Here is a 25013-nt window from a genome sequence, read left to right on the forward strand (position 1 = left end):
CACACCACATGTTACGTGGCGACCATTACGGCGCAGGCACCGCGCACGCGACTATGCTAGTGCGTACAGATTTTAGGGGGATCAGATGCCACAACTACGTTCGGCAACGTCCACAACGGGACGCAATATGGCTGGTGCCCGCGCTCTATGGCGGGCCACGGGAATGGGAAGCGAAGATTTCGGTAAGCCGATCATCGCTATTGCGAACTCTTTCACGCAGTTCGTACCGGGCCACGTTCATCTAAAGGATATGGGCCAGCTCGTTCGCAAGTCGATTGAGGAAGCTGGCGGCATTGGCCGTGAGTTCAATACGATCGCCGTGGATGACGGCATTGCAATGGGCCACGCCGGCATGCTCTATTCCCTGCCTTCTCGCGAGATCATCGCTGACTCCGTGGAGTACATGGTCAATGCGCACACTGCTGATGCTCTCGTGTGTATCTCCAACTGCGACAAGATCACGCCCGGCATGCTCATGGCCGCACTACGCCTGAACATTCCGACGATCTTCGTGTCTGGTGGCCCAATGGAATCCGGCAACGCCGTGGAGGGCGTAGTGGATCACCGGACGGACCTTATTGATGCGATTTCCGTGTCCGCCAATGAGGACGTGACTGATGAGGAGCTCGGGCTTGTGGAGGCCAACGCCTGCCCCACATGCGGCTCCTGTTCTGGCATGTTCACGGCTAACTCGATGAACTGCTTGACTGAAGCCCTCGGCCTCTCGCTTCCGGGCAACGGATCCACGCTGGCCACGGCCGCGCGCCGCAAGGGCCTGTTTATGGAGGCTGGACGCCGCATTGTGGATCTAGCCAACCGTTACTACCACGATGATGATGACTCGGTTCTTCCGCGTAACATCGCCACCCGCGATGCCTTCCTCAACGCGATGTCGATGGACATTGCCATGGGTGGATCTACCAATACGGTCTTGCACATTCTGGCAGCGGCGCAGGAGGGGGAGGTTGATTTCGGCTTGTCCGATATTGATGAGCTCTCCCGCCACGTTCCATGCCTATCCAAGGTGGCGCCCAATTCGCAGCGCTTCCACATGGAGGACTTCCATCGCGCTGGCGGCATCCCCGCGATCCTCGGCGAGATGAACCGCGGCGGCCTACTCCGCCAGAACGTCCATTCGGTCCACGCACCCGATCTGGATACGTGGCTGGGAGCGTGGGACATCCGCAGCGAATCCCCATCTCAGGAGGCGCAGGATCTGTTCCATGCCGCCCCGGGCCGCGTGCGTACCACCCAACCCTTCTCACAGGATGCCAAGTGGGAGAGCTTGGACTTGGACCCGGTGGAGGGCTGTATTCGCGGATTGGAGCATGCCTACACAAAGGATGGCGGCCTGTGCATCCTCTACGGCAACATCGCGCTGGAAGGCGCGGTTGTGAAGACAGCCGGTGTGGATGAGTCACTGTTCCACTTCGAAGGAACCGCCCGCGTGGTGGAGTCCCAAGAAGAGGCCATCAACCTTATTCTCGCCAAGCAGGTCAACCCTGGCGACGTCGTGGTTATCCGCTATGAGGGCCCCAAGGGCGGCCCTGGCATGCAGGAGATGCTCTACCCAACCTCCTTCCTCAAGGGCCGCGGCTTGGGCAAGGTGTGCGGTCTCATCACTGATGGGCGATTCTCTGGCGGAACGTCAGGGCTCTCGATCGGCCATATCTCCCCGGAGGCCGCCGCAGGCGGAGCCATCGGGCTTGTTGAGGAAGGCGATACCGTGGTGATTGACATCCCGAGCCGTACCTTGAAGATCGATGTGCCGGATGAGGAACTTGCCGCACGCCGCGAGGCCGCCGGGCCAACCCCGTGGTACCCGGTGAGCCGCGACCGCAAGGTCTCCAAGGCCCTGCGTGCCTACGCATCCATGGCCACATCCGCGTCCATGGGAGCCGTCCGGCACGTCGATTAGCCACTCGATGAACCACTGCCCAACCTCCGCACTCACTCCACCTACCGCCACCGCGATAGACCAACGTCCCCTTAAGCTTCCGTAAAAGCGGGACTAGTGCCCCAACTTCCGGGCCTTCGCCCCAGTAATACTGGTAAGCGTATGTTTCTCGCTACAGGGGCAGTCCCTGCGGCCGCGTTGATAAGGGAGTGAGTGCGGCACATGGCACCAGTATTCAATTATTTGGTGGAAGAGCCGGTGTTCTTTACCTTCCTGATTGTTGGTGTAGGAATGGCACTGGGCGCGCTGAAGATCAAGGGCATTGGTTTCGGCGCGGCGATGGTGTTGTTCGTGGCCATTATCTTCTCTGCGTGGGGTGGTGCTGCCGGCTACGAGATCCGCGTCCCGGCAGAACTGGGAACGTTCGGGCTTGTGCTGTTCGCCTTCTCAATTGGCAACAACGCCGGCGCTAACTTCTTTTCCAGCTTGCGCCAAGGGGCTGGCCCCATCCTCATGATGGTGGTGCTGTTTATGCTGACCGGCGCGACAGCCTACCTGTTGGGTGCCAAGGTACTGGGTATGGATACCACCGTGGTTGCCGGAACGTTTGCCGGCGCCCTGACCAACACTCCAACGTTGGCCACCGTGGGCGAGGCATCGGGCGATATCGGCGGGGCAACCGTCGGTTACGCGCTGGCTTACCTGTTCGGCGTGGTGGGGATGCTCATCGCCGCCAGCTTTGCCCTGCGGCAAGCACCACACGATAAGGACGCCCCGGAGCCCGTCACGCACATGACGTTGCGGGTTGAGCGCACCGACCTGCCACGGCTACGCGACGTGGCCAGCCATATCGACGGCCCGGTTGAATTCTCCCGCCTGCGCCGCGGCGAACAAGGCCCCATCTGGCTTCCCACCCTCAGCGACGTTCTCCATCAGGATGACCTCCTGACCGTGGTTGGGCCCACGTCCCACTTCGCCAGCGTGGAGCGCGAGATTGGCCACCGTTCATCGCATTCGCTTCGCGCGGATCGCCGCCTGATGGATTTCCGCCGGGTGACGATTTCAAACCACAAGTTGGCTGGAATGACGGTTCGGCAGGTGGACGAGGAGTTGGAGAAGCACTGGAACGCACGCCTTTCGCGGGTGAGGAGGGGCGACGACGATCGCCTAGCTACGCCGGACCTCATGCTTGAGCTCGGCGACCGCGTCAGGGTGGTTGCACCAACGCAGGAGATGTCGAAAATCTCCAAGTGGATGGGCGATTCGGCCAAGGGGCTCACTGACATCAACCCGATTGCTCTGGGGCTTGGCCTTGCACTGGGCATCTTCATTGGTGAGCTTCCCATTCCGCTGCCCGGGGGCGCCAGCTTCTCCATCGGTGCGGCCGCGGGCGTTCTCATTATCGGCCTGATCATGGGCCGCGTTGGGCGCATTGGCCCCTTGGTAACAGCTCTTCCCAACACGGCGAACCTTGTGATCGGCGAACTTGGCCTGCTCATATTCCTCGCACAAGCCGGATCAAACGCCGGCGGCCAGATCCTTGGCGCCTTCTCCTCTGGTGAATGGTGGAAGATCCTCCTCCTTGGCATCGCACTCACGTCAATCATGGCGTTCGGCCTGTACGTGGTGATGCGCCGCATGTTCACGATGGGTGGCACCAAGCTGTCCGGCCTGATCGCCGGCGCGCAAACCCAGCCAGCGATCCTCGCATTCGCCAATGGACAAACGAACAATGATCCCCGTGTGGCGATGGGATACGCGCTTGTGTACCCCGTGGCAATGATCGGGAAGATCATCGTGGGCTACATTCTGGCCACGATGTAGCTGGGCCGCCTGCCGCCTATCCCTCCTGTGGTTCGGCGGCGATGAGGGAGGTAAGTTCGTCGTCGTCGACAATCCCTCGCAACGCAGCTACCGCATCCGCGGGCGAAACGGGACGCGAAACTACCCCGCGCCAATCTGAACGAACAATCTGGCCGTCCTCCACCCAGTGCGTGGAGGCCAAATCGCCGTTCGTCTCAATCTCCCACACGCCTGCCTCCGGCTGCCACATCGAGGCGTCTTGGGCGATGCCATGCGGATCTGACGGCGTGATGACATGGTAGCTGAGCGTGTGATCGCCATCATCGATCGTGGTGATCGCATCCCGCAGCACGAGGAACTCCATGTAGGCGGGAATGGCGTCTTCTTCCTCGATGAGGGACTCGGCCTCGATCACAACCGGTTCCTGATCGTCCTCGACATAGCGGGAGGTGGCCCACCGCATGCCGTTGAACGTGATGCGGCTGTGCACGCGATGGCGTTCGGGACGGGCGAAGATCACTTCGGTGACGAGTTCGCGGGCGTCCCAGCGGCGGTAGAGGAGCCCGATCGGCTCGGCGCCGGTGCCATCGGTGGCCCCTGCCGTTTCGAAGATCTCCCAGCGGGTAGTCGCGGAGTGTGCGGAAGAAGTAGTCATTCACCCAGTCTAGAGCCCCAGACCCGGTGAGGCGGTGCGGGTAACCTGAGAGCAAAGTCCGGGACGAAAGTACTTCGTCCTAGCGCGGAAACCTCCACAAACTGAGAACGTGATCCACTATCTGAGACAAGGCCCCTCTCAAGTGGCGGAGGGCCACCCTGGCGCGCTACTCTCGATCCATGATGATTTTTGTAGTACTTAGCTAGCGCGCCGCCCGGCCTGCTGGTTTGGTGTTGCGCGCCCCTCGAAAACTCGAGGGGCTTTTTTTATCCCAGTTCGCAAGTCAGTAGCGAACAGACTATGGAAGACGAAGGAGGATCACATGGCAAAGACTCGTCATCGTGCCGATGTGGCCGCCCCAAGCCCCGCGCCCAGCGTGGAGCTCCATGCAGAGCGTTCGATCCGGGAGAAATCCACGGGTGCGCGTTCGATCATTAGGTCGCTGGAAGAACTCGACGTAGATGTCGTATTCGGACTGCCGGGCGGCGCGATTCTGCCCACCTATGATCCGCTCTTCGATTCCTCCAAGGTCCGCCACGTCCTCGTACGCCACGAGCAGGGCGCGGGGCACGCGGCCGAAGGTTACGCCGTGGCCACGGGGCGCGTGGGCGTGTGCATCGCCACTTCCGGGCCTGGCGCCACCAATCTGGTGACCGCGCTGATGGATGCCAACATGGATTCGATCCCGATGGTGGCCATCACGGGGCAGGTGGGGGCCGCCCTGATCGGCACGGACGCCTTCCAAGAGGCGGACATCGTGGGGGCAACCATGCCCGTCACGAAGCACTCCTTCCTCGTCACCTCAGCGGAGGAGATTCCGGCGCGCATCGCCGAAGCCTTCCACATCGCATCCACCGGGCGGCCCGGCCCTGTGCTGGTGGACGTGACGAAATCTGCGCAAACCGAGGAGACGGATTTCGTGTGGCCGCCCGTCATGGATCTGCCCGGCTACCGGCCCACCACGAAGCCGAATGCTCGGCAAGTGCGCGAGGCCGCCCGGCTTCTGGCCACCGCCAAGCGCCCCGTCCTGTACGTGGGCGGCGGCACCATTCGGGGCAATGCCTCCGAGGAAGTGTGCGCGCTGACCGAACTGTCCAACGCCCCGGTGGTCACCACCCTTTTGGCCCGCGGCGCCGTACCCGATTCGCACCCGAACAATCTGGGAATGCCCGGCATGCATGGCGCAGTTCCGGCGGTGGCTGCCCTCCAGCAGTCAGATCTGATCGTGGCGCTCGGGGCGCGATTCGATGATCGCGTGACGGGCAAGCTGGATGCGTTTGCTCCCGGCGCCAAGGTGGTGCACGTGGATATCGATCCCGCGGAGATCTCCAAGAACCGCGAGGCCGATGTACCGATCGTTGGCGATCTCAAGATCACCGCGGCGGATCTGGTAGAAGAACTCGAGGCCGCCCACGCACAGTACGGCACGCCCGATCTGAGCGCATGGTGGAAGAGTTTGAACCACCTGCGCGATACCTACCCCCTCGGATGGACAGAGCCGGATGACGGGCTGATGAGCCCGCAGTACGTGATCTCCCGGCTGGCGGAGGTTGTGGGGCCGGAGGATTCCATTTGGGTGACCGGCGTTGGCCAGCATCAGATGTGGGCCTCGCACTTCCTCAAGTTCGAGCATCCGCGCCAGTGGATTAGTTCGGGCGGGGCCGGGACCATGGGCTTCGGCGTGCCGGCCACGATGGGGGCGAAGGCCGGTGAGCCGGACAAGACGGTGTGGCTCATTGATGGTGATGGTTCCTTCCAGATGACCAATCAGGAGCTGGCCACATGCCGCCTGAACGGAATCAACATCAAGGTGGCGATCATCAACAATTCGTCGCTGGGCATGGTGCGCCAGTGGCAGACACTCTTCTACAACGAACGCTATTCCCACACCGATCTGGAAACCGGTAATGGAACGGCGCACGTGCCCGATTTCGTCAAGCTGGCCGATGCCTACAATTGCGCGGCGATCCGTGTCACGGATGCCGAGAAGGTGGACGATGCGATCCGCGAGGCGATGGCAATTGAGGACCGCCCTGTGGTGGTGGACTTCATTACCTCGCCGAACTCCGAGGTGTGGCCGATGGTGCCGTCCGGGGTGTCCAATGATGAAATCTTGTACGCCAAGGGCCTCCAGCCCGAATTCGATTCTGAGATGAACTAGGCGGAAGAGGAGAAACCTATGAGTACCCGCCACACACTTTCCGTTCTTGTGGAGAACAAGCCTGGCGTGCTGACGCGCGTATCGGGGCTTTTTGCCCGCCGTTCCTTCAACATTCACTCCCTCGCGGTGGGCGAGACGGAGGATCCCGATCTTTCGCGCATCACCGTGGTTGTGGACGCCGCCGAACTCCCGTTGGAGCAGGTGACCAAGCAGCTGAACAAGCTGGTCAACATCATCAAGATCGTTGAACTGGAGGACGATTCGGCCGTGCACCGCCAGCTCCTGCTGGTCAAGGTGAACGCAACGGACGAAACGCGTGCCAACGTGCTTCAGGTTGTGGATCTGTTCCGCGCCCACGTTGTGGATATGGTGCCCGATGCGGTGACCATTGAGGCGACCGGTGGGGATAACAAGGTCAAGGCCTTCCTCACCGCCCTTGAACCCTACGGAATCAAGGAGCTTGTCCAATCCGGTTCCGTTGCGATCGGCCGTGGAAACCGTTCGCTTTCGGAGCGAGTTTCTGCCGAAATGCAGTTGCGGAGGGCCTAGTTTTATTGACGACGACGGCGAAGCCTTTCGCCCAGTGGTCAACCTAGGCAGTCCGGCTTGGCAAAACCATAAACTAGAACAGTCAGCCATCTCGTATGAGGAGAAGAACAGTGGCAGAAATTTACCATGATGAAGATGCAAACCTCTCGATCATCCAGTCGAAGAAGGTTGCGATCATCGGCTACGGCTCGCAGGGCCACGCACACGCGCTGAATCTTCGTGATTCCGGCGTTGACGTTGTTGTGGGTCTGAGGGAAGGATCCAAGTCCATCGCTAAGGCGGAGGAAGCGGGCATCAAGGTTGCCAGCGTTGCCGATTCCGTTAAGGATGCGGACGTGGTGATGATCCTTGCCCCGGATCAGTACCAGCGCACCATTTGGTCCGAGCAGATCGAGCCAAACATCAAGGATGACGCGGCGATCTTCTTTGCCCACGGCTTCAACATTCACTTCGGCTACATCAAGCCTGCTGCGGGCCATGACATCTGCATGGTTGCCCCCAAGGGTCCGGGCCACACCGTGCGCCGTACCTACGAAGAAGGCCGTGGCGTTCCCGTGCTGGTGTGCGTGGAGCAGGATGCTTCCGGGCAGGCCTTTGATCTTGCCCTGTCCTACGCGGCTGCCATCGGCGGCGCGCGCGCTGGAGCGATCAAGACGTCCTTCCGCGAGGAAACCGAAACGGATCTGTTCGGCGAGCAGGCCGTGCTGTGTGGCGGCGTGACCCAGCTGATCGAATACGGCTTCGAAACCCTCACCGAGGCTGGCTACCAGCCCGAGATGGCCTACTTCGAGGTGCTTCATGAGATGAAGCTGATCGTTGATCTGATCAACGAGGGTGGCCTCACCAAGCAGCGCTGGTCCATCTCCGATACCGCCGAATACGGCGATTACGTGTCAGGGCCCCGCGTCATTACCCCGAACGTCAAGGACAACATGGCGGGCGTGCTGGCTGATATTCAGTCCGGCGCCTTCGCCGAGCGTTTCATCGCCGATCAGGATCAGGGTGGCCCAGAATTCCACCGCCTGCGCGATGAGCACGCCGCTGCCCCGATCGAGAAGGTTGGCCAGGAGATCCGCAAGATGTTCGCATGGAACACGGAGAATCTGGATACCGATTACACCGATGGTTCAGCAGCTCGCTGATCACTGATCGGAGCGGGTAGAACCTAGCAAAGAGGGCCGGAGAGATCCGGCCCTCTTTGCGTATTCTGGCGCGTGTTAGTGGAATCGCAACATACGTGAAATGTATGCTCGCGGCATGGACCTCGAGAGCTTCTATGCGCTGCGGCAAGGCCCCGCCACCCAAGTTGACGGTATGCCCGCGCACCTGCGCGTCCAAGATCTCGGGATTCTTCGCGTTCCATCAGGCCTGCTTGAGGCCTCGGATCCATTTGTCTCTCTGGGGGACGGCACCGTTTTTGTGGTGGAACCCGGGGATTATGAAGCCTACGTGACAGTGGCCGATATTAGCTCAGAACAAGATGGTTCCCATGAGCGCGAGGCTTACCTGTCCATCGTCATGCGCGAGGGTGCCGTGGCCTCCGTTGAGGCGGCAAGCTCCGTGCGGGGGGCACCCGAGGCGAATGAGTACTGGGGTGTTGGCGTTGATGCCGGCACTGTGGCGTTTTGTGATCACGAGGCGGTTGGACGATGCATGCCAGCCGAGGGTGAGGACACCCCGTGGGATGAGACCGTGTTCGATCATGACGGGGACGATGCGTGGTTCAACCTCATGGATTCTCCCGAACACCTTGGCGCAGGCATCGCCAACATCGTCATGCCGCTCGCCGAATCTGGCGAGAACATCGTGTTGTGTCACTCCGGCTGGGGCGATGGTTTTTACCCCGTGCTGGCGGCTAAGGACAATGAGGGCAACACGTTGGCCCTTCACATTGATCTGTTGGTAGTGGGCGAGCCCGAGGATGACGATGAGGAAGATATCCCGCTCGTCGATGGTTCCGTGCTCAAGGATGACGGATCGATCGAGGCGCCGGCCTCCGCGTCCAGCCCTGCGGGCGAGCCCGCCGCTGAGCGTGAGCCTGATCAGACGCCGGGGGAGCAGCCACCCTTGCCCGAATCGGTTCCCGCCGTTGAGTCCTCAGATCCCGGCCAGATCCAAGGCGAGGATCTTGGCCTGTCCGCCTTCGGGTTCACTGAGGAGTCCGCACCAGAACCCGAACCCGCGAAGAAGCCAGGCTTTTTCCGCCGTCTCCTCTCCATCTTTAAGCGTGGCTAGATGAGAAGAGCCGGTACCCTGATGGATACCGGCTCCTCGATTGTCACTACTAGGATTGGGCTGGCACGTTGCCGTGTTCGGCGGCCTTCTCCAGATCTGAGAGTTCTTCAGCGCCAGGGGCGCTAGCCTGAATCTCTTCAAGCGTGCGTCCGCGCGTTTCAGGAACCCGGAAGCGCACAAACAGGACGCCCAGCAAGCAGATCACACCGAAGATGGCGAACACGTGGTCTTGATTCATGGAGGCTGTCATAATTGGGAAAATGAGGGCAACGGCGAAGGATCCAAGCCAATTGAACGATGAAGCGAGGCCCGATGAGCGCCCGCGAACGGCCAGAGGGAACATTTCGCCAACGATCACCCAGGTGAGCGGCGCCCACGTGAAGGAGTAGAAGGCCACGTACACGCTGAGGAAGCCGACCACCATCATCGGCGGGGCATCCGTGACAACACTGTTGATGATGGCGGGCAGTACGAAGGACAGACCCATGACGGTTCCGCCCAGAGTCAACAGTGCCCTGCGGTTGAAGCGATCAGCGATGGCAAGGAACAGCAGCGAACCCAAAACCAGAATGATGCCTTGAATGATCGGCCACATGAGGGCATTGGATGCCTCAACGCCGGAGGCGGTTTCAACAATGAGTGGGATGTAATAGAAGATCGCGTTGGCGCCTTGGAACTGCTGGAACGCTGCAACGCCGATGCCAGCGATGACAAGGTACCGATACTTGCTGTCGAGAAGCGTGGCCCATGTTGTCTGCTTGGAGGTCTTCTTCTCTAGTTCGTTGGTCGCCTTGATGTCCTCAATCTCCGAGTCGACCTCTTCTGGGCGTCGAATGTAGCCGAGTACCTTGATGGCCTCGTCTTCGTGGCCGTGACGGATGAGGTATCGCGGGGATTCGGGAAGGCGAAGCACTCCGATGAATAGGATAATTGCCGGAACCGCAGCGGCCCCCAGCATGACGCGCCACGCCCAGTGTTCGGGGAGGTCCTTGAGGAGGAAGTCGACGATGTAAGAGATGAGCATGCCGGACACGATCATCGTTTGATTCAACCCGGACAAGCGCCCGCGCAGCTTCGCGGGAGCGAGTTCGGACATGTAGGCCGGCACGAGCGCCGAGGCGGCGCCAACTGCCAGACCAAGGAAGATGCGTGCCACCACGAGGAAACCCGAGCCATTGGGTGGAACTGACGCACAGAGGATTGAACCGATCGCGAACACTATTGCCGCGGTAAGGATCATCTTGCGGCGCCCGTACTTGTCAGAAAGCTGGCCAGCGATGGCTCCGCCGAAGATGGCGCCGAACATAACGCCCGAGGTAATGAAGCCAATGACTGCTGGTTCTCCTCGAATGCCCCAATCGCTTTGGAGGAACGGAAGAGCGCCCGTCATGACGCCGATGTCATAGCCGAACAGAATTCCGCCGAATGATCCGAAGAAGTAGATGAATTTGCTGGAGATCTTCTTTTCTGTCTCCATTGTGATACTCCTCTGCGAGTAGGTTTTCGGGCCACACCTTAGTGGCTGCTAGCTACTTGGTCCTTGTTCGTGACGTAGGCGGTGGGGAACTAGTAGGAACCTCGTCGTCTGCATCGCAAACGTTAGCGCTAACATTTGCTTTAGTTAGAGCTTAGGTGAGCGCTTTCTGAAATGTCAACGCTAACATTTGAGTGAAGTACGCCTCCCATATCCCCGCAAAGGCTGTGATGGGAGCGCTGCTACTGACTTGGCCTGCTGACTTGGCCTGCTGACTTGACCTACTGGTTGCTGTTAACTGACCATCCCCGCCTGAACAGTAGCCAACTCACCGCGAGGGCACAGTACAGGACGTACGAACTTGCAAAGTCGGCTGGACGGGGGTCAGATCGGGTTCCTCTTGCTCAAGAAACGCGAGCGTGGCGGCAAGGACTCGCTGGCCAAGGGTCGTGAAGTCCTGATGGACCGTGGTGAGTGAGGGAGTGTAAAAGGCGGATTCTGGGACGTCATCGAACCCAACGATCGAAACGCGTGAGGGTAGATCGATTTCGTTTGCGTGGAACGCGGCGATCAGGCCGAGTGCCATGTGGTCATTCGCTGCGAATATAGCGGTGGGCAGAGATTGTGGATCCTGTGCTAGATCCATGCCCAGTTGATACCCACATTCAGCGCTCCAATCGCCCTCCGCTATTCGAGGGGTGATGCCAGCTGACTGACAGGTGTCCAGTGCCCCCGCCAGCCGCTGAGAAGCATCGAACCAGTTGTCGGGCCCGCTCAGTACGAGGATCTCCGAATGGCCGATCTCAATGAGATGCTTAATGGCAAGGCGTGCACCTTGGAACTGATCAACGCTCAAACAGGAGAGCTCCGGCGCGTTTGCCGGGCTGGGTCCAACAGCAATGAGAGGGACGTCGATCTTCATGGAGGCGATCTGCTCCACTAGCGGTTTGCGTGCGGCAATCACGATAAGCGCCTCGGCGCCTTGGTCTAGGCAGGAGTTGACAGCTCCTCGTAGATCGCTCTCTTCTCCCTCGCGCACGCTGGAGAGCAGGATGGTGTAGTGGTTCTTTCGTGCGGCCTCGTCGATCGCCGCCAAGGTGCTCGTGGGGCCGTAGAGGAACGATCCCACGGTAATCACGCCGATGATCCCCGATCTGCTGGTAACCAGTGCTCTGGCCGCCGAATTCCTTCGGTAGCCCGTCTCGATGATTGCCTTCTCGATGCGGTCGCGAGTTTGCGGGCGCACCCCCGGGAAGCCATTAACTACACGGGAGACGGTCTGGTGGGAGACTCCCGCAATTTTCGCAACTTCGGCCATGCTCGGCCTGTGGTTGTGCTTGGCCACCATTCCCCCTCAATGCCGCCGTGACATGATAGGCGCGTGAATCCCCAGTTTAGTGTGTTGAGCACGTACGTGGTGGGAGGAGGGTTTTGGCGACGACGACGGCGGAACCGATCTCGGGTGTTCCGAGCATCACATATATCTCCCTGTTGCCATATCTGATTCGATCATGCATGATGGAACCAAGCAGTAATGTTAGCGCTAACACTTCAACGGTAAAGCGCATTCAGTCGAAGAAGCTGAAGCAGATAGATGAAAACGAAGAGGTTCTCAATGTCAGACACATCCTCAACAACCCAAGCAATCGCCGATGGACGCACATACTTGGGCATCGAATTTGGGTCCACTCGAATCAAGGCATGCCTGATCACCGCTGGCGGTGATGTTATTGCAACTGGTATTCACGATTGGGAAAACAAGCTCGTGGACGGACACTGGTCATATTCACTCGAGGAGATCGCCGCTGGGCTGCAGGGCAGCTATTCGGATCTGGTCTCTCATGTGAAGAAGACCCACGGGATCGTGCCAACAACGTATGGAGCGATTGGTGTTTCCGCGATGATGCACGGGCTTCTGGCCTTTGACGATCAAGATAACCTGCTCATCCCGTTCCGCACGTGGAGGGATACTTACACTGGTGTGGCAGCCGGGGAGCTCACGGAGCTTCTTGGCCAGAACATGCCATTGCGCTGGTCCGCCTCGCATATCTATCAGGCCATTATTGATGATGAGCCCTTCATTAAGGACCTCGCATTCGCTACAACACTGGCGGGATATGTGCATTTCAAGCTCACCGGCCAACGCGTGCTTGGTGTAGGCGATGCTTCTGGGATGTTCCCCATTGATTCGGCCACGGGTACTTATGATGCGTCCATGCTCCGAAAAGCAGATGCTCTCATGGGGAGCAGGGCGCAGATCCCGCCGCTGGCTGACCTGCTTCCGGAGGTTCTGGGTGCCGGAGCGGATGCGGGCACGTTGAGTGCTGAAGGGGCAGCATTCTTGGATGTCAGCGGCAAGCTGCAGTCAGGCGTATCGCTCTGCCCGCCGGAAGGCGACGCGGGTACAGGAATGGTGGCAACCAACGCGGTGCGCCAGCGTACCGGCAACGTGTCCGCCGGTACCAGCATCTTCTCCATGGCGGTACTCGAGAAGCCGCTCGCGCACGTGCATCCAGAACTTGACCTTGTAGCCACCCCGTCTGGTGACCCCGTGGCTATGGTCCACTGCAACAATGGCGCCACCGAACTGAGCGTATGGGTGGAACTCTTCGCTTCGGTGGCAGATGCTATGGGCGCGCCGTCCTGTTCCAAGGATGATGTGTATCAGGCGATACTTGCACGGGCGCTGGACGCTGAACCGGATGCCGGGGGCATCATGGCGTTTAACTTCGTCTCCGGCGAACCGGTTGTAGGTGCCAGCGATGGCCGCCCACTCATTGTCCGAGCACCAGAGGCTCGCCTGACACTGCCTAATCTCATGCGCGCCGAACTCTATTCAGTGTTTGCAGCTCTTGCTGCCGGCATGGAGATTCTTGCTCAGGAGGATGTCGCGCTCGATTTCATGAACGGACATGGTGGAATTTTTCGGACGAAGGGTGTTGCCCAGCAGGTTTTGGCTGACGCGATCAACATTCCGGTTCGGGTGTCCGAATCCGCCGGTGAAGGCGGGGCATGGGGTATCGCGCTTCTGGCCTCCTACCTCAAGGAAGGAGACGGGAAGGCCCTCGCAGATTTCCTAGACGAGGATGTTTTCGCTGGCACTGAGCCCGTCACCGTCAATCCCGATGCAGCCGGAAGTGAGGGATTCAAGGGATTCCTCAACAGGTTCCGCAGGGCATTACCCATTCAGGAAGTTGCCGCAAAGGCCATCAACTAGGCCGCTTGCTCATGACAATCAATCAATCACAAACCTGCACATACTCAGACAAGTAACAACGCAACGAAGGAGTTGGACAATATGATGAAGAATCCATTTGAAGGTAAGGAAATCTGGTTCCTCACCGGAAGCCAGGGCCTCTATGGACCAGAGGTACTCGATCAGGTGCGCGACCAGTCCAAGCAGATCGCTGGCGCTCTAGAAGAGGCTCAGGATATCCCCGTTAAGGTGGTGTGGAAGCCGGTTCTCACGGACGCGGACAACATTCTCGAAACGGTTCGTCAGGCAAATGCCTCCCAGAATGTCATCGGCGTGATCGCATGGATGCACACCTTCTCCCCAGCGCGTATGTGGATTCGTGGCCTCGACGCTCTCCAGCGTCCACTACTGCACCTCCACACGCAGCTCGCGCTCCAAGTTCCATGGAGCACGATCGATATGGACTACATGAACCTCAATCAGGCAGCTCACGGAGATCGTGAGTTCGGTTATATCCTGACTCGCATGGGCGTTCCGCGCGTGAGCGTGGTGGGCCACGTGTCCAACCCCAAAGTCCTCCATCGCGTGGGAGTATGGTCGCGTGCGGCAGCTGGCTGGCACGAGATCAACACCATGAAGATGGTGCGTTTTGGGGACAACATGCGCAATGTTGCCGTGACAGACGGCAATAAGACCGAGGCTGCCATTCGCTTTGGCGTTGCCGTCAACACGTGGAGCGTCAATGAACTGGCTGAGGCAGTGGATGCGGTAAGCGAGGACAAGGTGGACTCCCTTGTTGAAGAATACAAAGGGCTCTATGAGATCCAGCCTGAACTTCTCCCCGGTGGGGATCGCCATGATTCCCTGCGTTATGCGGCTAAGCAAGAGGTGGCGCTGCGCGGGTTTCTTGAATCAGAAGACGCCACGGCCTTCACCGATACGTTCGAAGATCTAGGTGCTCTCAAGCAGCTCCCCGGCTTCGCTGTGCAGCGCCTCATGTCCGATGGCTACGGCTTCGGTGCTGAGGGTGATTGGAAAACAGGCATTCTCATTCGCGTCGCCAAAGTAATGGGATACGGCCTGCCTGGAGGGGCGAGCCTGATGGAGGATTACTGCTACGGGCTCGAAGAGGGCAACAAGAAGATTCTGGGTGCACACATGCTGGAGATCTGCCCTAGCCTGACGGAAAAGAAGCCACGCATGGAGATTCACCCGTTGGGTATTGGAGATCGCGAGGATCCCGTCCGCCTCGTGTTTGATGCAGATCCCACCGAAGGAACCGTTGTTGCCATGTCCGATCTACGTGACCGCTTCCGCCTGACTGCCAACGTGGTCAAGGTGACCGGCCCCGATGAGCCGATGCCGAACCTTCCCGTGGCCCGCGCTGTGTGGGAGCCGGCTCCTGACTTTGAGACCTCGGCCACCTGCTGGTTAGCCGCTGGAGCCGCGCACCACACCGTGCTGTCCACGGCTCTGGAGCTGGACACGTGGCGCGATTTCGCCAAGATTGCCGGTGTTGAACTAGCCGTGATTGACGAGGACACTACCGTCCACAGCTTCGAGGATTCACTGGCCTGGAACGCCGTGTACTACCGAGTGAACACCGGAATCTAATCGGCCTCGCCATTGGCGCGAAGTACGAGAATATAACCCCCGGGGGATGAATGCTGTTATAGCATCCGTCCTCCGGGGTCCTCGTCCGGTAAGGTCGAAGACATGCTGATTCTCATTGACGATGCTCATCCGGAAACCGTGTTCGAGCTGTTGGATATCTTGCCCCTCGATGGCGTCACCACGAATCCATCGATCCTTGCGCGGGAGGGCGGTGATCCACTTCAGGTTCTTAAGCAGCTGAGAGAGGTGCTGCCGCAGGAGGCTCAACTGCACGCCCAAGTGGTGGGGACTGAACCAGATGTGATGGTTCGTGAGGCTATGGCGCTACGGGAGTCCATCGATCACAACTTGTACGTCAAGATTCCTGCAACCCCCGCGGGTTTTGCTGCGATGCAGCGGCTTGCGGGAAAGGGAGTCAATGTCACCGCTACGGCGATCTATTCTCCGATGCAAGCGGTCATGGCCGCGAAGGCGGGAGTCCGATACGTGGCCCCGTACGTGAACCGGTTGGACAATCTGGGCGTCAGCGGAGTTGACGTGGTCTCTGAGATCCAGCAAGTTTTCGGTGCGGCTGGAACCAGTACTCAGGTCCTTGCTGCCTCGTTCAAGAATTCTCGTCAGGTACTAGATATCGCGAAGCTGGGTGCCGGAGCAGTAACTGTGGCGCCCGCTGTGCTCATGGCTTTGGTGGAGAACACTAACACGGCTTCTGCTGTTGCTGAGCAGCGCTCTGACTTTGAGGGACTCATCGGTGCGGCTAAGAATTGGACCGATCTCATCGAGCTCAGTGGCACTCATCGGGCCTAGCCGCGGAACACCGTCTCCTTGATGTCCGGTAGGGTCAGCAATTCCTGTGCCACATCGGACGTGGTAATCAGGCACGTCGCTAAGCCTGAGCAACACACGGCGCGAATAGCTGATACCTTGTTCAACCCGCCGGCCACCGCGGTGACAAAAGGAATTTTCGCGATCTGTTCCACGCTTATTGAGACTCGACGTTCGTTGAGAGGAACATCCACATAACGCCCACTGGAGTCAATGAAGATACCGCCAACATCTGCGATGATGTTGGCCTCATCCAAGCTTGCTTTATCTGCGGCAGGCATGATGTCCTCCAACTGGGTCACGTGGTTTTCCCACGACCCAATGGAGAAGAAGGCAATATCGATCCCCTCATATAAACGCAGAACTTCAGCAATGCTAGGTTCGGCGCGCTGAGAGGCCGCAACAGCGGGCGTTGTACAAAACAGTGGTGTGACCAGTGCCTTGGCTGCGACCCCGCCACTCTTGCGAGCAATGTGTTCCAGAACTACGACGGGAGAACGCGAGGCATCGTTCCCGATCACCCCCATCATTTGCACGAACTCCGAAGGCGGGAGTGTGCCGAGATGCTCTGCCACGGCGGTCAATGAACGTCCCCAGCCAAGTCCAACGCGGTTGCCTTCAACCAAGCGGTTTTCCAGAACGTGGGCACCCATCTGCCCCATCGCGTCACGTTCGGCCGAGATGTCAGACATGGAGCTGACTACGTACACCTCATCCAAGTGCAAGTGCTCTTTAAGCTGGAAGGCGAGCCTGCTCGTTTCGTGTGTCGGATCATGAATCGCAATCTCAACGATTCCGCGCGCCCGCGCTTCTTCGAGCAGCCGTGCGACTTTGAACCGCGAGATGTGGAGAGCTTCAGCGATGGCAACCTTGCTTTCATCGTGCAGGTAGAAACGAGTTGCAACCTCAACAATCAGGAGATCATCGCGGAGTTTCCCGTTATCAATGGGTGACACGCCCTGCTGATCCATCCCGATCTCCTGTCGTCTGTACGTACGAGGGTCTTCTGTACGTACGAGGAGCCTAGACCACCCCGCTCAAATGAGCAAGTATGCGGCCTTGTCAGCTCATATGATTCTTGTTAGATTGGAGGCGTGCCGCGCGCGACGTTGTGCCGGCAGTGAGTTCTAGCAAGGGAGCAGGAAATGACGCAAAGCTTCGCAATCGGTATCGATTACGGAACAGAGAGTTGCCGGGCAGTTGTGCTGGACTTAGCTGATGGAGCCGTTGTAGCCAGCTCCGTGTTCGAGTACCCGCATGGCGTAGTCGACCGAGTGTTCCCGCCCACTGGCGCGGAGCTCCCTCAGTCATGGGCGTTGCAGTATCCCGGCGATTACACCGAGGGGCTGGTAGCGACGGTGCAGGCGGTGCTGCGTGAATCGGTCGTCAACCCAGAAGATGTTCGCGCCTTTGGCATCGATGCCACCGCGTGCACCCTGATCCCGACATTCGCCGATCTGACACCACTGGCGCTTGACGATGCGTGGAACTCGAATCCATATGCGTGGGCAAAGTTGTGGAAGGACCATTCCTCACAGCCGCAGGCTGATCGCATCAACCAGCTTGGTGCTGAGCGTAGCGAAGAATTCCTGAACTACGACGGAGGCAAGCTTTCCTCCGAGTGGGCGTTTGCGAAGACCCTGAAGTTGTACGAGGATTCTCCCGAGGTGTTCGGCGCTGCAGATAAGATCTACGAATTGGGCGATTGGCTCGTTTCATCTTTGGTTGGAAACGAAAGCCGCGGCGCGGCGGTTGCCGGCTACAAGGAAACCTATCAAGGACCAATCGGAGGGTATCCCAGCGCCGATTTCCTCGATTCGTTGGCGCCGGGCTTTTCTTCCGTGGTGACCAAGCTCGGGCACGATTTCTTGGTCCCAGGGCAGGAGGCGGGAACCCTGACCAGCGAGTGGGCTGAACGGCTGGGGCTATCCACGCACACGGTGGTTGCCTGCGGCAATCTCGATGCCCACGTGGCCGTTCTGGGCGCAGGCATCTCACAGCCGAACGAGATGCTCCTTGTCATGGGCACCTCTGTATGCAACCTGATGCTCACGGAGAACTATGGAGCGGTCGATGGCGCCGCCGGCATCGTCTATGACGGCCTCATTCCCGGCTATTGGGCATACGAATCCGGGCAGGCCGGAGTGGGCGATACGTTCGGGTGGTTCACCCGCAACTTCGTACCTGAGGCGTTATCCACGGAAGCCACCGAACGCGGAATCTCCACATATGAGCTGTTGGAGGAACGCGCCGCTGCCATGAAGCCCGGCGAATCGGGGCTGGTGTGCCTTGATTGGTTCAACGGGAACCGCTCAACGCTTCAGGATGCGGACCTATCTGGCCTGATTCTTGGCCTGACGCTTGGATCGCGCGCCGAACACGTGTACCGGTGTTTGCTTGAAGGGTCAGCTCTGGGGCAAAAGCAGATCTTCGATGCATACGAAGCCCACGGCGTGCACATTAGTCGCGTTGTTGCCACAGGCGGGCTAGCAAACAATTCGCCGCTGCTCATGCAGATGATGGCCGATGTGTTGGAGCGGCCCATTGAGGTGAGTGCATCCGATCAAGGCCCGGCAGTGGGGGCGGCGTTACATGCCTCGATCGCTGCGGGCTCCCAGCGGGGCGGCTTCGATAACTTCGAGCAAGCTTCGACCATCGCTCCGGGAACGGCACGAACATACGAGCCCAACCCAGATAACACGGCAGCCTTCACCCCAGTGTGGGAGATGTACAACGAGCTGTACGAAGAATTCGGCAAGGAGCGGGCTGATCGCATGCACTCGTTGCGCCGCTACGCGGATCGAATCGCTGCTCAGTAAGTCCGCGATAACCAAGAAACAGCTAGCTGAAGAAGAAGGGTAGTCATATGTCTGAGAACGAACACATCATTGAAGACGCCAAAGAATTCATTCGCCTGGAGGCCGAGGCGGTGGCCAAGGTAGCGGACCAAATTGGACCCGAGTTTGTCCAGATCGTTCACGATATCTTGAACACGAAAGGCAAGGTCATTATTACCGGTGCTGGAACATCCGGCACGATCGGGCGCCGTTTCGCCCATCTCCTGTCCGTGACAGGCACTCCGTCCTTCTACCTTGATCCGACGGACGGCCTTCATGGCAGCCTCGGTGTTGTTACCGAAGAGGATGTGGTGCTTGCTATTTCCAAGGGTGGCGAATCATCCGAGCTGATCGAAACACTCAAGCGCTCGGCCGAAAGGGGCGCGGATACGATCGCCCTGACCTCCGTGCCAGGCAGCACGATGGCCGGTGAAGCGGGCACCGTTGTGGTAGTGGACAGTTCGGCAGCCGATTTGGGCGGAGTCGTGGCGATGGGGAGCACTCTCGCACACGCCGCCTGGGGCGATGCCCTGTGCAAGGTTCTCATGCAGATCACGAACTATGGCTGGGATCAGGTTCTCCAGAGCCACCCGGGCGGAGCTGTTGGGAAGAAGAGCCTGAAGGATGTCATCCAATAAGAGCCGAAATCCGGCGTGAGGGTCACATTCTGGACCTGTAACGCATAGAACACTGCGGGGGAGGGTTGCTATCGCAGCAACCGTCCCCCGCGTTTTTGTGCGCCATGAACGCCCGTCCGCATTCACGAGTGGGACCATCAGCCGGCCCCGTTCCTGCCTCCAAGCGTAGAGTTTTCTGCGGAAAAGGAGACAGCACGTGTCAACACAAACCGATCATGACGTTGTGGCCGAAGCGGAAGAATCCGGCACACTTCGCCGTAGCCTGAGCAACCGCCACATCCAACTCATCGCCATCGGTGGCGCTATCGGCACCGGGTTGTTCATGGGATCGGGCCGATCCATCCACGTGGCAGGCCCCTCCATCATGATCGTGTACGCCGTTGTGGGCTTCATGCTGTTCTTTGTTATGCGTGCGATGGGGGAGCTGCTCCTTCACAACTTGGAGTACAAGTCCTTCCAAGATTTCGCTGCGGACATCCTCGGCCCGTGGGCCGGATACGTGGTGGGCTGGACCTACTGGCTGTGCTGGGTGGTACTGGGCATGGCGGACCTGATCGCCATTGTGGACTACTGGAACTTCTGGGTTCACGATCAGAAGATGGCGATGGCGCTCGCGGTGGGGGTGATGCTGGTTCTCCTCCTTATGAACCTGCTGACCGTCCGGCTCTTTGGGGAGCTCGAGTTTTGGTTTGCCGCGATTAAGTTGGTGGCGATAGGCGCGCTCGTCGTCGTCGCCATTATCCTCATCGCTACTGGATTCCAACACGACGGGACCACCGCGTCCCTCTCTCACCTCTGGACCCACGGCGGAATCTTCCCCACGGGGTTCTCGGGATTCATCGGCGGATTCCAACTCGCGATCTTTGCGTTCGTGGGCATCGAACTGGTGGGCACAACGGCCGCGGAAACCAAGGACCCGAAGGTCACCCTGCCGCGCGCGATCAACTCGATCCCCGTGCGTGTACTCGTGTTCTACGTTGTGGCGCTGGCCGCCATCATGTGCATCACGCCGTGGAACTACGTAGATCCCGAGCACTCGCCGTTCGTCGGTGTGTTCAACCTGATCGGGATGGTGGCCGCCGCGGCCGTCATGAACTTCGTGGTGCTGACGTCGGCATCCTCCTCAGCGAACTCCGGAATCTACTCCACCTCGCGGATGATGTACGGGCTGGCGCGCAAGAACATGGCGCCGCGGGTATTCGCCAACGTGTCACGCCACGGGGTGCCGTGGCGCGGGCTCGTGCTGACCGTGGCCCTCATCATCTGCTCGCTCGTGTTGACCGCCAGCGCCTCCGTGATGCAGGCGTTCACGATCATCACCACCGTATCGTCTGTCCTGTTCCTCGTGGTATGGACGATCATTCTGGCGTGCTACATCGTGTATCTGCGGCGCTACCCCGAAGCGCACGCCACCTCCAGCTATCCGATGCCGGCCGCACGCGTCATGCCGTGGGTGGTGCTCACGTTCTTTGGGCTGATCATCGTGGCGCTCACTCAGGACCCGGACACCGCTAAGGCGCTGGCCGTCACGCCCGTCTGGTTCGTGGTGCTTGCTCTCATGTGGCGGCGCGTGCGCGGGCGCGTGGTGGCGGATTAATCTTCTTTGAAGTGGACTTCGCCGGTGACGGTGTGGACCGGGGTGGCCGAGGTGACTACGAGGGTGGTCGCGAGGACCATCGTGACGGCTGCGGCCACGGTAGCGAACGGGATCGTGAGGCCCGTTGCCAGATCCACGAGTATGGACGTCACCATTTGTCCGGCGACGACGGCGAGCGTCAGGCGGAACGCGCCCAGCCGCCTGATCGCCCAAGCGGAGCAGAACACAATCGCGGCACCCACGGGGCCGCCCATGTACATCCACCAGCTGGACAGCGGTGGGAAGATTGCGCCATCAAGGCCTCCGGTGAGGCCCGCGATCAGGAGGATCACGGACATGAGGGCGGTGCCGCCGATAACGCTTGTGAGGCTGGCAAGCAGCGGGTAGCCGGTGCGCGCGACCACCGCGCCATTGCCAACGTTTTGGACGGAGAGGCCCGCGCCCGCCAGTGCGATGATGATGCCGGTGGCGATCATGGCCCACATGGTGGTGGACGTGGCGCTGCTGGCGCCGATCGCAAGGGCAAGGCCGGCCAGCGTGACGAGGGTAGCGGCAATTCTGCGGCCCGAGAAGGGGATCGGGGCTGGGATGCCCACGCCGCGCTTATCGAAGATGAGGCTGATGATCGTTTGCCCTGCCACCGAACATACAGAGGCGATGGCTACTCCCACTAGCGGAATTCCCCAGCTCATCGCCACCACGATCGGCACGCCGCCAAAGCCTACGATGTACCACCACGCCTTGGAGCGTGTACGAAGAATGTGGAAGAACTTCCCGACGTTGCGCTGGATCGCCATCACTATCAGTACCGTCAGGAACGTGCCAATGTAGGAGACCCAGCCAGCCAGCAACGGCCCTCCGCCGTTGGCCGTGAACGCCCCGTTGAAGTTTCCTTGCACCGCGACGAATGCTCCCGAGGCCGCGGCCACGATCACGGGGATGATCAGGGAGGTGGGGGCAATGGCGGGGGAGTTCGGTGCTGTTGAGGCGTGTTCGTCAGACATGGTGGCCTTATCGTACCCCAAAGTCTTGATATCCCTCGAAGCTGGAATCGCTCACTTCGATATTCTCCACATGACCCCAACGTGGGCCTTTCCAGAGGGCTGAAACCATCGCTGATACGGCCTCTGCGTCCCCCTCAATGTGGGCGGAAACCGAGCTATCCGGTTCATTGCGCACCCAGCCGTACACGCCGTGCGTGGTGGCGGCGCCGAGCGCCCAGTAGCGGAAGCCGACCCCTTGGACCAGACCGGTTATGCGGGCGTTGATTGAGCGCATCATGTGGCCATCGTAGGAGGTGGGCCCCCGGCGTGGCTAGCGCTGGGGCGGCCTTCGATCAAACGAATCGAGGATGGCGCGGAGCAGTTCGCGGGATTCGCCATCGGGGATGGGATTCTCGCTCAAGGGATGGTGTATGCGCGTGGTGCCGCCCCCGCTGGGTGCCTCCGCTTCCGCTTCCTTGTGGAGCTCCAGAATCTCGTTATGGATGCGCTCCATGGAATCGTCCAAGGCGGCTGACATATCCGCCGCCAGCTTGAGAGCATCCGTGAGGTGACGGGGTACTTCCGTGTCATCCTTGTAGTGGATCTTGTGCTCCAGCGATGCCCAGAAATCCATCGCGACCGTTCGCAGCTGGATCTCCACGGGCACCTTCTCGGGTCCTCCCGCCAAGAACACGGGAACCTCGATCACCAGATGCAAGCTCTGGTAGCCATTGTCCTTTGGATCGGCAATGTAATCGCGCTCGCGGAGCAGTGTGAGGTCTGTTTGAGAAAGCAAGAGGTCACGCATCGTGTACGTGTCAGATACGAAACTGCACGTCAGTCTGATCCCGGCGATGTCCAGAAGGTTGGCTCCAATGTCCTCCGCCGTGAACGGGATACCCTTGCGGCGCGCCTTGTCCACGATCGAATCTAGCGACTTCACCCGTGAACTCACGTGCTCGATCGGATTGTAATTGTGACCGTATTGGAATTCCGAGCGCAAGATATCGATCTTCGTCAGGATCTCCTGCAACCCAAACTCACGCGTCATCAGCAGGTGCCGCATTTTCGTGAGCCGGTCGTAGATCTCGGCAGTACTGGGGCGCTGGGAGACTAGCTCGGAGACGCTGGAATCAGGGGTGCGGCCTTCGCCATTGTGCGGTCCCGTGCCCGGATCGAGTTCGCGTTCTTCCGGTTGTGCAGGTGCTCCCTTGGCTTGTGAGTCAGGACTATTCGTACCCGCGTTGGTCAGCGCCATTCGATCGTCTCCAAGCAATTGCCGTTGGCTCCGCTCCGATTGGTGTTCCGTAACGGCGAAGCCACACTCTATTATCCCGTACTTTCTGGACAGACCGTGGACGACGGCCTTGTTTTCACTTGTGGGGTAAGGGGCGACGGCGGGTTGAGATCCTCAACCATTGAAGGGCCGACAAGAAGATGTTGGCGATACGTGTAATCTGAGCGTTTTGCCCGCAATGAAGGGCTAGACTGTATCGCCTAGCGACGACGTACAGGACTGGAAATCAGTTTCTCTTCTCCCCGTCCTCAATGAAATCTGATCCGATCCGGTATCAGGGTGGTTGCTTCGATGCTATAGGTAATCTCCGACAGATTCGCTCGCGTAGCGTTTGATGAAGTTGTCTGCGATCCGATCCCGCTTGCAACCCCCGTGATCATAGGCCTTCCAGAATTCGGTCAGCAGTTCCAGTGAAAGGCCGACCAAGATTGGCCGGCAGCTGTCTCAAAGAGCGTGTTCTCAGGAAAAGTGGAAAGCCTCAATGAAGGGCCAACCGATTAAGGCTGGCAACCGGACAGGTCGAGTTCACATCCTCAACGCTCTATCGACCTCAATGAAGGGCCAGCCGATTCAGGCTGGCAACACCTCCCCAGATGATTACTACGATACCGTAGCCCTGCCTCAATGAAGGGCCAGCCGATTAAGGCTGGCAACCGAGGAAATCGTCACTGGGCTTCTCGAAGCTAAAGTGCCTCAATGAAGGGCCAGCCGATTAAGGCTGGCAACCCCGATCCCGGTCTAGATCCTGCCGGCGTGCTGGACACGCCTCAATGAAGGGCCAGCCGATTAAGGCTGGCAACTCAAAGATCGTAGCAGACTCAATCTCACTGTACAGGGCCTCAATGAAGGGCCAGCCGATTAAGGCTGGCAACCTGCATTTTCGCATTAATACCCGCAATACTCATACGGCCTCAATGAAGGGCCAGCCGATTAAGGCTGGCAACCGCAATATACACGCCCGCGGAATACCAACAACACCTGCCTCAATGAAGGGCCAGCCGATTAAGGCTGGCAACGTGTGCGGTGTATCCCGGTACTCGGGGTTAGTGATTCCGCCTCAATGAAGGGCCAGCCGATTAAGGCTGGCAACCCTACTAGCTCCGGATGTTTACCCGTGATATCGGGAGCCTCAATGAAGGGCCAGCCGATTAAGGCTGGCAACGCGACCACCAGACTCGCCGGTGCCTCCAGATCGGCGCCTCAATGAAGGGCCAGCCGATTAAGGCTGGCAACCAAGGAACTCGCCCAGACT

At 59.4% G+C, this 25013-nt stretch carries 19 protein-coding genes and 1 CRISPR repeat array; of the genes, 12 read left to right on the forward strand and 7 right to left on the reverse strand.

The window, feature by feature from the left end; all coding sequences use genetic code 11:
• Positions 1-85 precede the first annotated feature (85 nt).
• Together ilvD and ACTHV6_RS09600 are read left to right on the forward strand one after the other, a co-directional pair.
• Positions 86-1918, forward strand: coding sequence for a dihydroxy-acid dehydratase (gene ilvD / locus ACTHV6_RS09595; RefSeq protein WP_441387223.1), 1833 nt, complete (start codon positions 86-88; stop codon positions 1916-1918).
• 201 nt (positions 1919-2119) lie between these two features.
• On the forward strand, positions 2120-3721 hold the full coding sequence (locus ACTHV6_RS09600; RefSeq protein ID WP_441387224.1) for an aspartate:alanine exchanger family transporter: 1602 nt from the start codon (positions 2120-2122) through the stop codon (positions 3719-3721).
• Between the two features lie 16 nt (positions 3722-3737).
• Here the strand turns inward: ACTHV6_RS09600 and ACTHV6_RS09605 are convergent, their stop codons facing one another.
• Positions 3738-4355 carry a hypothetical protein gene (locus tag ACTHV6_RS09605; protein ID WP_441387225.1) on the reverse strand — a complete coding sequence of 206 codons (618 nt, stop codon included), beginning with the start codon at positions 4353-4355 and terminating at the stop codon, positions 3738-3740.
• Between the two features lie 322 nt (positions 4356-4677).
• Between ACTHV6_RS09605 and ACTHV6_RS09610 the strand changes: the two genes are divergently transcribed.
• The 4 genes from ACTHV6_RS09610 to ACTHV6_RS09625 all read left to right on the forward strand — a co-directional run bounded on the left by ACTHV6_RS09610 (position 4678) and on the right by ACTHV6_RS09625 (position 9300).
• Positions 4678-6516: an acetolactate synthase large subunit gene (locus tag ACTHV6_RS09610; protein WP_441387227.1), complete on the forward strand. Its 1839-nt coding sequence runs from the start codon at positions 4678-4680 to the stop codon at positions 6514-6516.
• Positions 6517-6534: 18 nt separating this feature from the next.
• Complete coding sequence (ilvN, locus tag ACTHV6_RS09615; RefSeq protein WP_441387229.1) at positions 6535-7065, forward strand: acetolactate synthase small subunit; 531 nt, start codon at positions 6535-6537, stop codon at positions 7063-7065.
• A gap of 95 nt (positions 7066-7160) precedes the next feature.
• Positions 7161-8207, forward strand: a complete 1047-nt coding sequence (gene ilvC, locus ACTHV6_RS09620; protein ID WP_441387231.1) for a ketol-acid reductoisomerase — start codon at positions 7161-7163, stop codon at positions 8205-8207.
• Positions 8208-8322: 115 nt separating this feature from the next.
• On the forward strand, positions 8323-9300 hold the full coding sequence (locus tag ACTHV6_RS09625) for a DUF4241 domain-containing protein (protein ID WP_441387232.1): 978 nt from the start codon (positions 8323-8325) through the stop codon (positions 9298-9300).
• A gap of 49 nt (positions 9301-9349) precedes the next feature.
• On the opposite strand, the gene ACTHV6_RS09630 is transcribed toward ACTHV6_RS09625, so the two are convergent.
• Together ACTHV6_RS09630 and ACTHV6_RS09635 are read right to left on the reverse strand one after the other, a co-directional pair.
• Positions 9350-10777, reverse strand: a complete 1428-nt coding sequence (locus ACTHV6_RS09630; protein WP_441387234.1) for a sugar porter family MFS transporter — start codon at positions 10775-10777, stop codon at positions 9350-9352.
• Positions 10778-11102: 325 nt separating this feature from the next.
• Positions 11103-12092 carry a LacI family DNA-binding transcriptional regulator gene (locus tag ACTHV6_RS09635; RefSeq protein WP_441387236.1) on the reverse strand — a complete coding sequence of 330 codons (990 nt, stop codon included), beginning with the start codon at positions 12090-12092 and terminating at the stop codon, positions 11103-11105.
• Positions 12093-12389: 297 nt separating this feature from the next.
• Here ACTHV6_RS09635 and ACTHV6_RS09640 point away from each other — a divergent pair, with 297 nt between their 5' ends.
• The 3 genes from ACTHV6_RS09640 to ACTHV6_RS09650 all read left to right on the forward strand — a co-directional run bounded on the left by ACTHV6_RS09640 (position 12390) and on the right by ACTHV6_RS09650 (position 16391).
• Positions 12390-13991 (forward strand): xylulokinase, encoded by a 1602-nt coding sequence (locus ACTHV6_RS09640; RefSeq protein WP_441387238.1) that lies wholly within the window; start codon positions 12390-12392, stop codon positions 13989-13991.
• A gap of 81 nt (positions 13992-14072) precedes the next feature.
• Positions 14073-15584, forward strand: coding sequence for an L-arabinose isomerase (gene araA, locus ACTHV6_RS09645; protein WP_441387240.1), 1512 nt, complete (start codon positions 14073-14075; stop codon positions 15582-15584).
• 102 nt (positions 15585-15686) lie between these two features.
• Positions 15687-16391, forward strand: coding sequence for a transaldolase family protein (locus ACTHV6_RS09650; RefSeq protein WP_441387241.1), 705 nt, complete (start codon positions 15687-15689; stop codon positions 16389-16391).
• On the opposite strand, the gene ACTHV6_RS09655 is transcribed toward ACTHV6_RS09650, so the two are convergent.
• Entirely contained in the window at positions 16388-17380 is a 993-nt protein-coding gene (locus ACTHV6_RS09655; RefSeq protein WP_441387243.1) for a sugar-binding transcriptional regulator, read from the reverse strand. The two genes, ACTHV6_RS09650 and ACTHV6_RS09655, sit on opposite strands and share 4 nt — an antisense overlap.
• 174 nt (positions 17381-17554) lie before the next feature.
• On the opposite strand from ACTHV6_RS09655, the gene ACTHV6_RS09660 reads away from it, so the two are divergent.
• The 3 genes from ACTHV6_RS09660 to ACTHV6_RS09670 all read left to right on the forward strand — a co-directional run bounded on the left by ACTHV6_RS09660 (position 17555) and on the right by ACTHV6_RS09670 (position 21481).
• On the forward strand, positions 17555-19228 hold the full coding sequence (locus ACTHV6_RS09660; protein ID WP_441387245.1) for a ribulokinase: 1674 nt from the start codon (positions 17555-17557) through the stop codon (positions 19226-19228).
• Between the two features lie 47 nt (positions 19229-19275).
• A complete protein-coding gene (locus ACTHV6_RS09665) occupies positions 19276-19884 on the forward strand; it encodes an SIS domain-containing protein (protein WP_441387247.1) in 609 nt (202 codons plus the stop codon).
• Between the two features lie 196 nt (positions 19885-20080).
• Positions 20081-21481 (forward strand): amino acid permease, encoded by a 1401-nt coding sequence (locus ACTHV6_RS09670; protein WP_441387249.1) that lies wholly within the window; start codon positions 20081-20083, stop codon positions 21479-21481.
• On the opposite strand, the gene ACTHV6_RS09675 is transcribed toward ACTHV6_RS09670, so the two are convergent.
• From ACTHV6_RS09675 to ACTHV6_RS09685, 3 genes are read right to left on the reverse strand one after another with little or no spacing between them, the layout of a single operon-like run.
• On the reverse strand, positions 21478-22485 hold the full coding sequence (locus ACTHV6_RS09675; RefSeq protein ID WP_441387250.1) for a DMT family transporter: 1008 nt from the start codon (positions 22483-22485) through the stop codon (positions 21478-21480). The genes ACTHV6_RS09670 and ACTHV6_RS09675 overlap by 4 nt on opposite strands.
• Before the next feature lie 7 nt (positions 22486-22492).
• Positions 22493-22762 (reverse strand): acylphosphatase, encoded by a 270-nt coding sequence (locus tag ACTHV6_RS09680; protein WP_441387251.1) that lies wholly within the window; start codon positions 22760-22762, stop codon positions 22493-22495.
• A 33-nt stretch (positions 22763-22795) separates the two neighbouring features.
• Positions 22796-23722 (reverse strand): GTP pyrophosphokinase, encoded by a 927-nt coding sequence (locus ACTHV6_RS09685; RefSeq protein WP_441387253.1) that lies wholly within the window; start codon positions 23720-23722, stop codon positions 22796-22798.
• A gap of 514 nt (positions 23723-24236) precedes the next feature.
• Positions 24237-24994: direct repeats of the CRISPR family, unit length 36 nt; unit sequence GCCTCAATGAAGGGCCAGCCGATTAAGGCTGGCAAC.
• The last annotated feature ends 19 nt before the right edge of the window (positions 24995-25013 follow it).

This window comes from Ancrocorticia sp. (assembly GCF_052089425.1).
GTDB lineage: Bacteria > Actinomycetota > Actinomycetes > Actinomycetales > Actinomycetaceae > Ancrocorticia.